This window comes from Halobellus inordinatus (genome assembly GCF_024464655.1).
Taxonomy (GTDB): domain Archaea; phylum Halobacteriota; class Halobacteria; order Halobacteriales; family Haloferacaceae; genus Haloquadratum; species Haloquadratum inordinatus.
In genome coordinates, this window is record NZ_JANHAV010000003.1 from 247,866 (window position 1) to 260,824 (window position 12,959).

Here is a 12,959-nt window from a genome sequence, read left to right on the forward strand (position 1 = left end):
GCACAGGCGAGAACAGCGAGCGGCGAAACGCAGAGCAGCGAAAGGGAGAGACAGAGACAGAATCGACGGACGTTACCCGAACTTGCCGGTAATGTAGTCTTCGACCCGCTGGCTCTCGGGGTTCTCGAAGATCTTCTGGGTGTCGTCGAACTCGACGAGTTCGCCCCCGGTCAGGAAGACGGCGGTCTGATCCGAGATGCGGGCGGCCTGCTGCATATTGTGCGTCACGATGACGACCGTGTAGTCTTGGGCGAGTTCCTCGATCAAATCCTCGATCTGGGAGGTCGCGACCGGGTCGAGCGCGGACGCGGGCTCGTCCATCAGGAGGACTTCCGGGTCGGGCGCGATGGCGCGAGCGATGCAGAGACGCTGCTGTTGGCCGCCCGAGAGGTCCAGGCCGGACTCGTCGAGTTGGTCTTTCACCTCGTCCCAGAGCGCGGCGCGCTTGAGCGACTCCTCGACGATTTCGTCGTAGTCGCCGCCTTTGTCCTGGATCTTCAGCCCGTAGGTGACGTTTTCGTAGATGCTCTTCGGGAAGGGGTTCGGCTTCTGGAACACCATCCCGACGCGGCGGCGGAGCGCCACGGGGTCGACGTCGTCGTCGTAGACGTTCTTCCCGCGGAGGTAGAGATCGCCCTCCACGCGGGCGCTGTCGATGAGGTCGTTCATCCGGTTGATACACCGGAGGAACGTCGACTTCCCACACCCCGAGGGGCCGACCATCGCGGTCACACTCTTCTCGGGGATGTCCATCGTGATGTCCTGTAGCGCCTGATCGTCGCCGTACCAGACGTTGATGTTCTCCGCGCTGACGACCGTCTCTCGCCTGCTCGGCCCGCCGGAGGAGGAGACGCTCCCGCTGACGTCGGTCTGGATGAGCATCTCGTCGTCCGTCGGGTCGGGCGAGCTATCCGCGCGCGCGTTTGATTCGTTCGTATTCTGTTGACTCATTGGCTGAAATTCACCCTGTTCGCTCAAACTTGTTCCGAAGCACGATCGCAACCGAATTCATCGCGAGGAGCACCGCGAGCAGCACGACCACGCCGGCGGGGACGGCCTTCGTGTAGAAGTCCTCGCTGGCGAAGAGACTCGACCACGCGTACACCTGCAGCGGCATCGCGCTCACCTTCGAGTTGAGCGCGGTCGGGAGGCTGAACACGACGTTCGGCGCACCGATCATAATGAGCGGTGCCGTCTCGCCGATCGCGCGACCCAGCGCGAGGATCGTCCCAGTCAGGATGCCGGGGAACGCCTCGGGGAGGACGACGTTGCGAACGGTCTGCCAGCGCGTCGCGCCCATCCCGTAGGACGCCTGTCGGAGGTCCGAGGGGACAGACCGGATCGCCTCCCGTGAGGAGATGATGACAATGGGGAGAATCAAGAGCGCGAGCGTCGCGCCGCCGACGAGGACCGTCCCCGCGGACTGCCCGAGGTACGTCACGAAGACGCCGAGCCCGAGCAGGCCGTAGACGACGGATGGAACGCCCGCGAGATTCGAGATGTTGACGTCGACGAAGCGCGTGAGCGCGTTGTCGGGCGCATACTCTTCGAGGTAGACGGCCGCGCCGACGCCGAGCGGGAACGACAGCGCCGCGACCGTCGACATCAGGAGGATCGAGCCGCCGATCGCCGGGTACAGCCCTGCGTCCACCGCTGAACCGCTGTGGGAACTCGTCAGGAACTGCCAGTCGACCCACGACTGGGGGCCGGCGAAGCCGAACGCTTCGACCGCTGCGGCACCCACGAGCGCGCCGCCGACGACCGTCGCGGCGAATCCCAGCCCGATAGGCGTTCCGTCCTCGCCGAACGCACCCCGCCAGGCGTACGTCGACGTCGGCACGAGCGCGACGGCGGTCACGACGACGGCAGGGACCGGATTGAGACCGACGAACGGCCCGACGACCGCGCTCGCGACGCTCACAGCGAACGCAGCGAGTCCGGCGTACAGCCCCGAGCGAGCGTCGCGAACGCCGGCGACGTACGCGCCGACCGCGGCAGCGGAGCCCCCGCCGACGACGGCCGCGACCATCATCCAGTCGACCGGGATCACGGGAATTGACTGGACGAACTGGACGAAACTCGGGACGACCTGCGGGAGGCCCGCGGCGTCACCGATCGGTCCCGGCAGGCCGAAAAGCGAGAGATAGAAGGCGAGCGAGGTCGCGACGAGCCGCGTCGTGAACGAGATCCGATGGGAGTTCCGGGTGAGCACGACGGCGACCGCGGCGGGAACCGCGAGTCCGAGCGCGAACGAGAGCGCGACGAGCGGTGGGACCACGTCGACGACGAGGAGCCCGACGCCCCCGCTGAACATCAGCGAGACCACGAGCAGTCCAATGAGGAAGACGCCGAACGAGAACGCTGCGCGGTCCCGCGTGCGGACGTACGCCCCGACCAAAAGCGTCGGTACGACGAGCGTGAAGAAGTAGGTGAGATACCAGCCGGGACCCGCAGTGAGCGGCCGGATCGCGTCGTTGGCGACGTACACGAGGAGTACCGCCAGCGTGACGATGCCGAACATCGTCGCCGCGATCAGCAGGTATCTGAAGACCGTACCGACGGTCCGGCTGACCTGTCCGAACCCTTCGATTTCTCCGTGTTCGGTTTCGGTGGCCATCTCAGTACTCCTCCCGGTACCGCTGTGCGACGAAGTCGCTGATGACGTTCATAACGAGCGTGATGACGAAGAGGACGAGACCGATCGCGAAGAGGCTGCGATACGCCAGCCCGCCCCCGGTGATGTCACCGAGGAGCAGTTGGACCATCGCGGCCGTCATCGGGAGCGATCCCTCGAGGAACGAGGCGGGGTTGACGGGGTTCAGAAACTGCGCGCGCGACCCGGCAGCGATCGTGACAGCCATCGTCTCGCCGATGGCGCGCGAGAGCGCGAGGATGAACGACGAGAAGATGCCCGAGAGCGCCGCGGGGACGACGATGCCGGTCGCGACGTCGAACTTCGTCGCGCCCATCCCGTACCCGGCCTGCCGGAGGTCGTCGGGGACGGCCGACATCGCGTCCTCGCTGATGGAGGCGACCATCGGGATGATCATAATCCCGACGACGATGCTCGCCGAGAGCATATTGAACGTCCCGATCTGTGGGATCACGGTGGCGAGCGCCGGGGTGATGTAGATGAGTGCGAAGAAACCGTAGACGACGGTCGGCACGCCCGCGAGAATCTCGAGTGCGGGTTTGAGCACCGAGCGAGCCCGCTGGCTGGCGTACTCGCTGAGATAGATCGCCGTCGCGACGCCGAGCGGAATTGCGATGACCGCCGAGCCGATCGTGATCATCAGCGTCGCCGAAACCAAAGCGAGGACGCCGAACTCGCCGCTGTTGATCTGCCAGGTCGTGCCGGTGAGAAAGTCGACGAGCGACGCCGTCTCCCCGGTCACGCCCATCAGCGGGGCGGTGATAGTGAAGAACTTCGCCGCCTCAGTCACGAGCAACACGACGATACTGATCGTCGTCACGATGGACAACGCCGCGCACAAGAAAAAGAACGTCCGCGTCAGGAGTTCTCGCGGGGAGTTCTCCGTCTGCCGCGTGAGGTCGGTTTCCAACTCGTCTGTGCTCATTGTGTATTCAGATTATTGTGGGATGAAAAAGCGCTTCGTTAGACGTACGAGCGCGGCACGCGTTGTCTAGTTCGATCCGTCGACGGCGTCGTCGATTCGGGTCAGCATCGCCTGCTGTTCGTCCTCGCTGAGCGGGACGTATCCAACTTCCTCGGCGACGATTTCGCGACTCGTCGCGTTCTCGATCCAGAAGCGCGTGAACGCCTCGATGTGGGCTTCCTGCAGCGCCGAGACCTTCGGGTAGGTGAAAAGCGGCCGCGACAGCGGCGTGTAGTCACCCGAGAGCGCCGTTTCGAGCGACGGTTCGACGTAATCGCCCTCGCCGTCTTTGACCGAAACCGCCTGCACGGAGTCCTGATTCTCGCTGTAGTAGGCGAATCCGAGATAGCCCATCGCGTACTTCGAGCCGGTGACGCCCTGAATGATGGTGCGGTCCTGCTCGGTCGGCGAGTAGTCCTGTCGGTGGCTTGTCTCTTCGCCGAGGATCGCCTCGTGGAAGTAGTCGTAGGTCCCGGAGGCGTCGGAGGGACCGTACAGTTCGAACGGCTCGTCGGGCCACTCGGAGTTGATGTCGGCCCACGTCTCCGGCGAGGAGTCGGCCGACCAGATCTGCTTCAGTTCTTCGACGGTAAGCCCCTCACCGATCCAGTCGTTGTCGTTGTTGACGATGACCGTCAGGGCGTCGGTCGCGACCTTGAGTTCTACGGGTTCGACGTCGTTGCCCGAACACTGGTCTTCTTCCTCGGGCTGAATCGGTCGCGACGCGTTGTTGAAGTCCGTCTGGCCCGTACAGAAGTAGTTCGCGAAGCCGCCACCGGACCCCGTCGACTGGAGACTGACGTTGACGTCGCTGTGAGTCTCCTGGAAGCGCTGGGACATCGCCGTCGCGAGCGGGAAGACCGTCGAGGAACCGGCGATCGCGATGTCACCGGAGAGCGCCTGTGACCCGCTGTCGGTTCCATCCGAGCCGGACTCGTCGCCACCCGACGTCGGTTCCGCAGTGGAGTCGCCGCCCGTGTTCTGCTGTGTGCAGCCAGCGAGACCGGCGACGCCGAGCCCGCCGGATGCGAGAAGGAACTTGCGACGTGAAACACTACTGCGCTTGGATTGGCGCGTCATTATCACTCCGTATCCGTAGGCAGGATAAAACGGCTACTAATACAGCTATATAGAAAAAATATCAGTACGTACTCTATGGTCGAGTCTGAAACTGCTGTTTTCGGGACTCTGAGAGCGACTGTTCGGGCAAACTGACGCCAGTATTTTGTTGGTATTTCGCATACTACACTAATAAAATTCAGTTACAGAACTATTTTGGAGAAATAGTGTTAATAAAACATATTATGAGCAGATATGGATTCGATCAACAAGTGCGGTTGTGAGAACCCCCCGTCGTGGGAACACACTACATAAATAGGAGCGTTCGCCGATTCTATATATAGTAATGGTCAAGTTTATACTATGGGGTTCACAACGGCCAGATATGGTCGAAACGCGGAAGGTGCAGGTCACCGGGGGGTCGACGTTCACAGTTTCAATCCCGAAGGAATGGGCGACTGAAAACGACGTCTCGGCCGGAAGCGTCGTCGAATTTTACCCCGAGGGTGATTCACTATTCTTGGCACCGGCGAACGGTGAGGAACGAACCGAGGGAGCGCTCGACGTAACCGACCTCGAAGGCGACGAACTCACGCGCGCGGTGATGACGATGTACGTCAGTGGCTTCGACATCATCTCGCTCGAGAGTTCGCGGATCACGACCGATCAGCGACGGACGATTCGGGAGGCGACCCAGAGTCTCGTCGGTCTCGAAGTCCTCGAAGAGACGCGCGATAAGGTCGTCATCCGCGACCTGCTGGACTCCGCCGAACTGTCGATCCACACCGCCGTCAGGCGGATGCGGCTCATTTCGCTGTCGATGCTCGGGGACGCCATCGACGCGCTCGCGGAACTCGATACGGATATGGCCCGCGACGTCATCCAGCGCGACGACGACGTCGACCGCCTGTGGATGGTCGTCTCGCGGATCTTCCGGGCGACGCTGCGGACGCCGAAGGCCGCCGAGGAACTCGGACTCCCCCGGGAGGTCTGTTTCGACTACCAGTCCGCGGCGCGACAGCTCGAACGCATCGCCGACCACGCGACGAAGATCGCACACCTCACCTTAGAGTTCGAGAAGCCAGTTCCCGACGAGGTCATCAGCGCGCTCTACGAACTCCACGAGGAGTCCCGCGAGATCGTCGACGACGGAATGGACGCGCTGCTCACAGACGACAGCGACGAGGCGACCCGGCTGGCCAACGACGCCCGCGAGTCGGTCCAGGCCATCGACGAGCGCGCTCGCAAGATCGACGAACTCCTGCGTGATCTTGATCCCGCACGCGCGCAACTACTCGGGCTGATCGTCGACTCCGTGTCGCGGAGCGCCGACTACGGCGGCAACATCGCCGAAACGGCGCTGCAGAAAGCCGCGCCGACCCCCTAGGATCGACGCGTAGTTCCGAGAAGAGTTACTCTTCGTCGACGAGAACGGCGTTGATCTGACCGGTCTGCCCCGGACGGGACGTCACGCGGGCCGTGCCCTCGCTCGTCTCGATGATCGCGCCCTTCGTGATGATGTTCCGTCGAACGTAGTTGACGTTCGCGGGGTTCTCGACCACGTTTTCGATGGTCGCTTCCTCGACTTCGCCGTCGATCGCGACCTGCGCAACGTTCGCCGAGAGGGCGCGGACCTTCTTGTTCTGGCCGCGTGCGTCGACGACCTGGAATCGCGGCTCGCCGACGGTCGTTTCGGTTGGCTGACGGCCGAGCTGGTGGCGCGTCTTCTTGTGCGAGCGTCGGCGTCGACCGCCGGTCCGCTTCCGCTTCGAACGTCCTTGGTCCTGCATACGGGATAACTGACCGGGTGAGTACTTCAATCGCTCGAATCGATGACGCGACGCAGACACTGTGGAGACGGCGTCGAGCGACCGACAGCGACGTCTCTCGGGAGTCGACGTCGCGGAAAAGGTAGCAGCCGTCCGGGAACAGCCCGGACGGCCGCTGCCGCCCTGAATTGGTCCCCGCTGACGCTTCGGCCCTCCAGACGAAGCGTCACTTGGCGGGAAGAGTGGGAACCACTTAAACGTGCCGCACCCGGAAACCGTTTCGCCCTCGTTGACATATATAGAGCCCGGCGCGAGACGTTTTTGTCGCTACGAGTCCTTTGGGAGACAATGAGTGAGAGCGACGCCGTCGCGCGCGCCCGGCGCGCCGCGGAACAGCACGATTCCTTCGAACGACTCGACGACGGACGCTACGCAGTAACGACGACCGCCTTCGACGGCGAGGTCGTGATCGACAGCGACGGCGGCGCAGCCGTGTTCGCCGTCACCGTTCGCGTGCCGATGCTCGATGCCGTCACCGAAGACCACGTCGCTCCGGTCGTCGAAGACGGCTGGTTCGACACGCTCGCGCTTCGGCTCGAAGACGTCGACGGGGCGTTCCGCGGCACCGACGACCCCGACGTCACGGTCGAACGAGACGGCGAACGCGCGGTCCTGAACGTCGAACTCACCGACCTCGACGCCAACCGCGCTGCGGCCGACGCGGTCGCCGCCGTCGAGTACGTCGAAGGGACCTACGTCGAGGGGATCATCCCCGGCTACGACTACACGGAGCCAGTGACGCATCTCATCCAACGGGCGGCAAGCACGGGCGGCGGGACGAAGGGCGGGACGCCGCTGTAGGGCCGAGACGACGGTTCGCAGCGGTCAGTCCATCGCGATGTACGTCTGGGTGTGTTCGATACCGGCCATCTCGTGGATCGACGTCGCGATGTCTTTGACGTCGCCGGGGCTCTCTACGCGGACTTTCACGATGTAGTCGATGTCGCCGGCGACGACGCTGACGCTCTCGACTGCGTCGTCGACCGACGACATCGCCGATTTCAGCCGATCGACGTCGCCCGTCGAGGCTTTGACCATCACGTAGGCGGTGACCATCAGACCGCACCCCCCTCGGGCGCGAGTTTCTCTCCGACGATGAGCTGTCTGGCCTCTTCGAGCACGTCGAAGTCGGCGAGGACGGCGAGCCGATCACCGACTTCCAGCGAGTCGTCAGACAGCGGGAGCCCCATCGGCTTGTCGGCCTTGCCGAACGCCAGGATCCGGGCGTTCGCCGGGAGTGCGACTTCCTCGATCGTGTACCCACGCATCGGCGACTCCTCGGTGACGGTCATCAGGACCACCTGGAGGTTCTGCGCGATATCTGCGATCGCGCGCACCGAGCCACCGAGCAGTGCGTTCTTCGCGCCCAGCGCGCCGAGGCGTTCGGGGTAGACCACCTCGTCGACCTCGTCGGCGTACTTGTGGTAGACCTCCTCGCGGTAGTCCTCGTCGACGCGGAGCACCGTCCACGTGTGGTGGTACTTCGCGATCGAGCACGCCGCGAAGTTCACGTTGAGGTCGGCCGTGAGCGCCCCGAGGCCGTCGGCGTCTTCGATGCCGGCCTCGACGAGGACTTCCTCGCGGGAGCCGTCGCCTTCGACGACCTCGAAGCCGTCTTCGCGGGCGCGCTCGACCCGATCGCGGTTCTGTTCGACGAGCGTGATCTGGTGCCCTTCGTCTCTGAGAACCCGGGCGGTCCGGAGTCCCACGCGACCTGCACCAATGATAACGAACCGCATACGAATGAGGTACGCCGGCGGGCGTGAATAATGTTTCTCCGGAACGTCCCTGTACGATTCGTCGGTCCGGTCTCGTTCCGACCCGTCCCATCGAGTCAGCGTGGTACGCCACTCGCGGCACAAATGCTATGAAATGGTATCACGTACCGTGGTAGTATGGTTCACGCGTTCATTATGGTGAAGACCGACGCCGGGGAGTCAGAGCGACTCATCGACTCTATCCGGGAACTGGCGAACGTGACCGAGGCGCACATCGTCGCGGGCGCGTACGACATCATCGCCGAGGTGGACGCCCCCGAGGTGTACAAAGTCCTGAGCACGTCCTCGACCGAAATCCAGGGGTTCGAGGGCGTCACCGACACCAAGACGTACATCTCGATGGACGAGTAGCCGCCGCAGGCGGGGAAGACTGCTGCGGACGGGAAAACCGCCGCAAACGACGGAACCGCGCGAACGACGCGTCGGTAGCGACGCGCAGTCGCTCGGGCGGGGCGAACGCCGCGGAGCCGAACGCGTAAAGTCCTCGGCGCCCCTACTCCCGGTATGGTCTCGGTCGTCGGACTCGTGCTGTTCGGGGCGGTGCTCGTGGTGCACACGCTGCTGGCAGCCGTGCTGACCCGTTTCTTCCGCCTCCGATTGAACACCCAGTGGGGATACGTCGTCTACTCGTTCGCGCTCATCCCGATCGCGCTGCTCGTGACGACGCTCGTCTTCTTCGGGATCCTCCCGATCGGCGCCGGTCTGAACCTCGGTGCGACGGCGCTTCTCGGTGCGGCCATCGCGCTCCCGCTCGCACTCGGATTCACCATCGACACGCTCTATATTCCGGCACCGGAGGAGTACGACCTCCCGGACCGACAGTGAGCCGGTAACGAACCTCCCCCGCGCTGCTTGGCCTCGGACAGCTATCGGTCTGCGACCAGCCGCTCGACGTGTCCTTCGACGGCGTCGATCACGTCCGGGAGCGACTGGGTCGCGTCGACGCGGACGAACCGCTCGGGGTCGCTTTCGATGAGTCGCTCGTAGTTCTCACTGACTCGTTCGAGGTACTCCGCGTGTTCGAACTTGTTCGTCGCGCCCGCCCGCTCGGCGGCCGTCTCGGGGTCGACGTCGAGATAGATCGTCGCGTCCGGCGGATGGGTGAAGACGTCGTGGATCTCCCGGATGTACGTCAGCGGGTCCCGACCGCCGGCGAGATACGATTCCGCGAGCGACGCCGCTTGATATGCGAACCGCGAGTCGGTGTAGCGGTCGGAGACGACGAGCGTCCCGTCTGTGAGCGCCGGTCGCACGACGCGAGAGAGATGGTCCGCGTGATCGGCAGTAAACAGGAACAGCTCGGCCAGCGGGTCGGCGTCGTCGTCGTGCATCGAGCGGGTGACGGCGTCGCCGTACCAGGAATCGGTCGGTTCACGGGTGAACACCGCGTCGGGGTAGTCGTCTCTGAGGGCCTGCCAGGCGGTGGTCTTCCCGCTCCCGTCCAGTCCCTCCAGCGTGAGGAGCATAGTTCGAGATGGCGGATCGGGGAGTAAAATCCCACCGAGTCGCTGCGACGCGCCGTCGAGGCACCCGTGCGTCGACGGAAACGGCAGTTAGCTTTACGTCGACACGGAGAGATATCACGGGTATGAAAGTACTCGTCGTCGGCGGGAGCGGATTCATCGGAAGCACCCTCTGCCGGGAGCTGAAGGGCCGGGGGCACGACGTAACCGCACTCTCGCGAAGCCCCAGCGGCCAGGACCTTCCGAAGGGCGTCAACAAAGTGATGGGAAACGTCACCGACTACGGTTCCATCAAGGGCGCCTTCGAGGGGAAAGACGCAGTCTACAACCTCGTCGCGCTCTCGCCGCTGTTCAAACCGAGCGGCGGCGACAAGATGCACGATCGGATCCACAGACAGGGCACCGAACACGTCGTCCGCGCGGCCGAGAAACACGACGTCCGGCTCGTTCAGATGAGTGCGCTCGGTGCCGATCCCAAGGGTCCGACAGCGTACATCCGGTCGAAGGGCGAGGCCGAGGAGATCGTCACCGAGTCCGTCCTCGACTACACGATCTTCCGTCCCTCGGTCGTCTTCGGCGAGGGTGGCGAATTCATCTCGTTCACGAAACTGCTCGCGCCGCCGTACCTCAGCGCGCTTCCGGGCGGCGGCAAGACCCGGTTCCAGCCCATCTGGGTGGGCGACCTCGTGCCGATGCTGGCCGACGCCATCGAGTCCGACGAGCACGTCGGAAAGATCTACGAGATCGGCGGCCCGGACAAACTCACGCTGGCGGAGATCGCGCGGATGATCCACAAGTCCGACGGCCGGTCGACGACGGTCGTGCCGGTCCCGATGGGACTCGCGAAGGTGGGGCTCACGATCGGCGGCGCCATTCCCGGCTTCCCGATGGGCAAAGACCAGTTCCGCTCGCTGCAGTTCGACAACGTCACCGACGACAACGACGTCGACGCCTTCGGCGTCGGGACCGGCGAACTCACCACGTTGGAGGCGTACCTGAACGGGCGCGCGGGCGACGCTGGGACCGCTGCCACTGCGGCGAGTTCCGGGTGAGACCGACGCGTTGTCGCCGCTTTTGACTCACTGCGCCGAATTTAAATCCTGAGAAATAGGTCCTGACCTGACGGGTACAGCGGTCTAATGACTCATTAACGCCCACTCGCAGTACTGCGGTTTCGGTGGTACGCCTCTCGTTCTGCCCGTTTCACACCATCACAAGGTTTATGTCCGCGTTTGCACTGGGATACACCCAATGGCGAGGGGACCCGATAAATGAAGCTCGCAATGATCGGTTTCGGGCAGGCCGGGGGAAAGATCGTCGACAAATTCGTCGAGTACGATAAGCGCCACAACTCGAATATCGTCCGCGCGGCAGTCGCGGTCAACACGGCGAAGGCCGACCTGATGGGATTAGAACACATCCCGAAGGACCAGCGGGTCCTCATCGGTCAATCGCGCGTGAAAGGCCACGGCGTCGGCGCCGACAACGAACTCGGCGCGGAAGTCGCCGAGGAAGACATCGACGAAGTCCAAGGGGCGATCGACAGCATCCCGGTCCACGAGGTCGACGCGTTCTTGGTCGTCGCCGGTCTCGGCGGCGGTACCGGCAGCGGCGGCTCGCCCGTTCTCGCGAAACATCTCCAGCGAATCTACACCGAACCCGTCTACGGATTGGGGATCCTACCCGGAAGCGACGAAGGCGGGATCTACACGCTGAACGCCGCGCGGTCGTTCCAGACGTTCGTGCGGGAAGTCGACAATCTGCTCGTCTTCGACAACGACGCCTGGCGGAAGACCGGCGAGTCCGTCCAGGGCGGCTACGACGAGATCAACGAGGAGATCGTCACCCGCTTCGGCGTCCTCTTCGGGGCCGGCGAGGTCGGCCAGGGCAGCGAAGTCGCCGAGAGCGTCGTCGACTCCTCGGAGATCATCAACACGCTGGCCGGCGGCGGCGTCTCGACGGTCGGCTACGCCTCCGAGACGGTCGAAAACGAGTCTTCGAGCAGCGGGCTGCTCTCCCGGATCACCGGCGGCAACGAGGAGACGGAACTCGACACCGCACACACGACGAATCGAATCACCTCGCTCGTTCGAAAGGCCGCGCTCGGCCGTCTGACGCTCCCCTGTGAGATCGAAGGCAGCGAACGCGCGCTGCTCGTGATGGCCGGTCCCCCGCGGCACCTCAATCGGAAGGGAATAGAGCGCGGTCGCAAGTGGATCGAAGAGCAGACCGGTAGTATGGAAGTCCGCGGCGGCGACTACCCCATCAAGGACTCCGGAAAGGTCGCGTCCGTCATCCTCCTCTCGGGCGTGACGAACGTGCCCCGCATCAAGGAGCTCCAGCAGGTCGCCATCGAGGCACAGGACAACATCGACGACATCCGAGAGGAGAGCGAAGACAATCTGGAGAATCTCATAAACGATGACGAAGACGAGCTGGAGTCGCTTTTCTAAGCTCGCGTTAGCCTGTCTCTTCGTCCTCTCGGTCGCCACGGTCCCCGGAGCAGCCGTCTCCGTCGGCGACTCGGACGTCACCAGCGACGCTGAGGTCGGGACACAGGTCACTGCGACAGCTACGCTGACAGAACTGTATCAGAACCCCTCGCTCGAATCGTGGACGCTCGCCGGGCAGACGGACCTGACCGACGTGACGTGGACGGTCTACTACTACGACCAGACCGGCGCGAAAGTCGATCAAGAGTCCTTCGACGGGCAGTCCTTCTCGGGCGCCGAGGTCGCGACGTCCGACGGGACGAACGAAGTCGAAGTCGAAGTGACCGGTACGGTCCCCGAAGTCGCGTCGTACTCCTACGAGCCCGCACAGACGTTCACCGTGATCGGACTCGAACAGACGCGTCAGGGCGGTTCCACGAACGAGATCGACAGCTGGAACGCGACGTACTACACCGGTGAGAGTCGCGAGGCGCGGAACGCGATCGACGAGGCGTCCGCGGACGTCGAGCAGGTGAACTCCCAGGAGGCCGAACGGTCGCTCGGAAACGCGATCGACGCCTACAACGGCGAGGAGTTCTCGCTCGCGAGCGATCTCGCCGAGCAGGCCCAAGAGCAGGCCCAACAGACCCAGCAGTCCAATCAACTGATGCAGTACGCGCTGTACGGCGTCGGTGGACTCGTCGTGATCGGCCTCCTCGTCGGCGGCTTCCTGTACTGGCGCTCCCAGCAGCAGGGTCACGACAAACTCGGCTGAGTCTCT

15 protein-coding genes are annotated in these 12,959 nt (G+C 63.9%); 7 read left to right on the plus strand and 8 right to left on the minus strand.

All coding sequences use genetic code 11. The features are described from left to right. Positions 1-72: 72 nt before the first annotated feature. The 4 genes from pstB to NO347_RS08180 form a co-directional block, all read right to left on the minus strand. Complete coding sequence (gene pstB / locus NO347_RS08165; protein ID WP_256289138.1) at positions 73-951, minus strand: phosphate ABC transporter ATP-binding protein PstB; 879 nt, start codon at positions 949-951, stop codon at positions 73-75. 10 nt (positions 952-961) lie between these two features. Then, positions 962-2,617 (minus strand): phosphate ABC transporter permease PstA, encoded by a 1,656-nt coding sequence (gene pstA, locus NO347_RS08170; RefSeq protein WP_256289140.1) that lies wholly within the window; start codon positions 2,615-2,617, stop codon positions 962-964. A gap of 1 nt (position 2,618) precedes the next feature. Then, complete coding sequence (gene pstC, locus NO347_RS08175) at positions 2,619-3,578, minus strand: phosphate ABC transporter permease subunit PstC (protein ID WP_121569881.1); 960 nt, start codon at positions 3,576-3,578, stop codon at positions 2,619-2,621. A gap of 66 nt (positions 3,579-3,644) precedes the next feature. Beyond that, positions 3,645-4,697 carry a PstS family phosphate ABC transporter substrate-binding protein gene (locus NO347_RS08180; RefSeq protein WP_256289142.1) on the minus strand — a complete coding sequence of 351 codons (1,053 nt, stop codon included), beginning with the start codon at positions 4,695-4,697 and terminating at the stop codon, positions 3,645-3,647. Positions 4,698-5,061: 364 nt separating this feature from the next. On the opposite strand from NO347_RS08180, the gene NO347_RS08185 reads away from it, so the two are divergent. After that, positions 5,062-6,063 carry a phosphate signaling complex PhoU family protein gene (locus NO347_RS08185; protein ID WP_256289143.1) on the plus strand — a complete coding sequence of 334 codons (1,002 nt, stop codon included), beginning with the start codon at positions 5,062-5,064 and terminating at the stop codon, positions 6,061-6,063. Between the two features lie 25 nt (positions 6,064-6,088). On the opposite strand, the gene NO347_RS08190 is transcribed toward NO347_RS08185, so the two are convergent. Then, positions 6,089-6,466 carry a 30S ribosomal protein S8e gene (locus tag NO347_RS08190; RefSeq protein ID WP_256289144.1) on the minus strand — a complete coding sequence of 126 codons (378 nt, stop codon included), beginning with the start codon at positions 6,464-6,466 and terminating at the stop codon, positions 6,089-6,091. A 327-nt stretch (positions 6,467-6,793) separates the two neighbouring features. Between NO347_RS08190 and NO347_RS08195 the strand changes: the two genes are divergently transcribed. Beyond that, entirely contained in the window at positions 6,794-7,306 is a 513-nt protein-coding gene (locus NO347_RS08195; RefSeq protein ID WP_256289145.1) for a DUF5813 family protein, read from the plus strand. Between the two features lie 24 nt (positions 7,307-7,330). On the opposite strand, the gene NO347_RS08200 is transcribed toward NO347_RS08195, so the two are convergent. Both NO347_RS08200 and NO347_RS08205 read right to left on the minus strand, forming a co-directional pair. Then, entirely contained in the window at positions 7,331-7,561 is a 231-nt protein-coding gene (locus NO347_RS08200) for an Lrp/AsnC ligand binding domain-containing protein (protein ID WP_121569886.1), read from the minus strand. Further along, positions 7,561-8,244: a potassium channel family protein gene (locus NO347_RS08205; protein ID WP_256289146.1), complete on the minus strand. Its 684-nt coding sequence runs from the start codon at positions 8,242-8,244 to the stop codon at positions 7,561-7,563. Before NO347_RS08205 ends, NO347_RS08200 begins: the two co-directional genes overlap by 1 nt. A gap of 156 nt (positions 8,245-8,400) precedes the next feature. Here NO347_RS08205 and NO347_RS08210 point away from each other — a divergent pair, with 156 nt between their 5' ends. Beyond that, positions 8,401-8,634: an Lrp/AsnC family transcriptional regulator gene (locus tag NO347_RS08210; protein WP_256289147.1), complete on the plus strand. Its 234-nt coding sequence runs from the start codon at positions 8,401-8,403 to the stop codon at positions 8,632-8,634. A 153-nt stretch (positions 8,635-8,787) separates the two neighbouring features. Next, positions 8,788-9,108: a DUF7991 family protein gene (locus NO347_RS08215; RefSeq protein ID WP_256289148.1), complete on the plus strand. Its 321-nt coding sequence runs from the start codon at positions 8,788-8,790 to the stop codon at positions 9,106-9,108. A 41-nt stretch (positions 9,109-9,149) separates the two neighbouring features. Here the strand turns inward: NO347_RS08215 and tmk are convergent, their stop codons facing one another. After that, complete coding sequence (gene tmk, locus NO347_RS08220) at positions 9,150-9,749, minus strand: dTMP kinase (RefSeq protein WP_256289149.1); 600 nt, start codon at positions 9,747-9,749, stop codon at positions 9,150-9,152. A 122-nt stretch (positions 9,750-9,871) separates the two neighbouring features. Between tmk and NO347_RS08225 the strand changes: the two genes are divergently transcribed. The 3 genes from NO347_RS08225 to NO347_RS08235 all read left to right on the plus strand — a co-directional run bounded on the left by NO347_RS08225 (position 9,872) and on the right by NO347_RS08235 (position 12,953). Beyond that, entirely contained in the window at positions 9,872-10,798 is a 927-nt protein-coding gene (locus tag NO347_RS08225; protein WP_256289150.1) for a complex I NDUFA9 subunit family protein, read from the plus strand. A gap of 219 nt (positions 10,799-11,017) precedes the next feature. Beyond that, positions 11,018-12,199, plus strand: coding sequence for a tubulin/FtsZ family protein (locus NO347_RS08230; protein ID WP_256289151.1), 1,182 nt, complete (start codon positions 11,018-11,020; stop codon positions 12,197-12,199). Then, complete coding sequence (locus NO347_RS08235) at positions 12,168-12,953, plus strand: hypothetical protein (protein WP_256289152.1); 786 nt, start codon at positions 12,168-12,170, stop codon at positions 12,951-12,953. Before NO347_RS08230 ends, NO347_RS08235 begins: the two co-directional genes overlap by 32 nt. Positions 12,954-12,959: the final 6 nt, after the last annotated feature.

Bases quoted from the DNA above. Each gene is read 5' to 3' on its own strand.
- NO347_RS08180 (WP_256289142.1), bottom strand. From the start codon at position 4,697: ATGACGCGCCAATCCAAGCGCAGTAGTGTTTCACGTCGCAAGTTCCTT.
- NO347_RS08195 (WP_256289145.1), top strand. From the start codon at position 6,794: ATGAGTGAGAGCGACGCCGTCGCGCGCGCCCGGCGCGCCGCGGAACAG.
- pstA (WP_256289140.1), bottom strand. From the start codon at position 2,617: ATGGCCACCGAAACCGAACACGGAGAAATCGAAGGGTTCGGACAGGTC.
- NO347_RS08210 (WP_256289147.1), top strand. From the start codon at position 8,401: ATGGTTCACGCGTTCATTATGGTGAAGACCGACGCCGGGGAGTCAGAG.
- NO347_RS08235 (WP_256289152.1), top strand. From the start codon at position 12,168: ATGACGAAGACGAGCTGGAGTCGCTTTTCTAAGCTCGCGTTAGCCTGT.
- NO347_RS08185 (WP_256289143.1), top strand. From the start codon at position 5,062: ATGGTCGAAACGCGGAAGGTGCAGGTCACCGGGGGGTCGACGTTCACA.
- NO347_RS08200 (WP_121569886.1), bottom strand. From the start codon at position 7,561: ATGGTCACCGCCTACGTGATGGTCAAAGCCTCGACGGGCGACGTCGAT.
- tmk (WP_256289149.1), bottom strand. From the start codon at position 9,749: ATGCTCCTCACGCTGGAGGGACTGGACGGGAGCGGGAAGACCACCGCC.
- NO347_RS08205 (WP_256289146.1), bottom strand. From the start codon at position 8,244: ATGCGGTTCGTTATCATTGGTGCAGGTCGCGTGGGACTCCGGACCGCC.
- pstC (WP_121569881.1), bottom strand. From the start codon at position 3,578: ATGAGCACAGACGAGTTGGAAACCGACCTCACGCGGCAGACGGAGAAC.
- NO347_RS08215 (WP_256289148.1), top strand. From the start codon at position 8,788: ATGGTCTCGGTCGTCGGACTCGTGCTGTTCGGGGCGGTGCTCGTGGTG.
- NO347_RS08190 (WP_256289144.1), bottom strand. From the start codon at position 6,466: ATGCAGGACCAAGGACGTTCGAAGCGGAAGCGGACCGGCGGTCGACGC.
- pstB (WP_256289138.1), bottom strand. From the start codon at position 951: ATGAGTCAACAGAATACGAACGAATCAAACGCGCGCGCGGATAGCTCG.
- NO347_RS08225 (WP_256289150.1), top strand. From the start codon at position 9,872: ATGAAAGTACTCGTCGTCGGCGGGAGCGGATTCATCGGAAGCACCCTC.
- NO347_RS08230 (WP_256289151.1), top strand. From the start codon at position 11,018: ATGAAGCTCGCAATGATCGGTTTCGGGCAGGCCGGGGGAAAGATCGTC.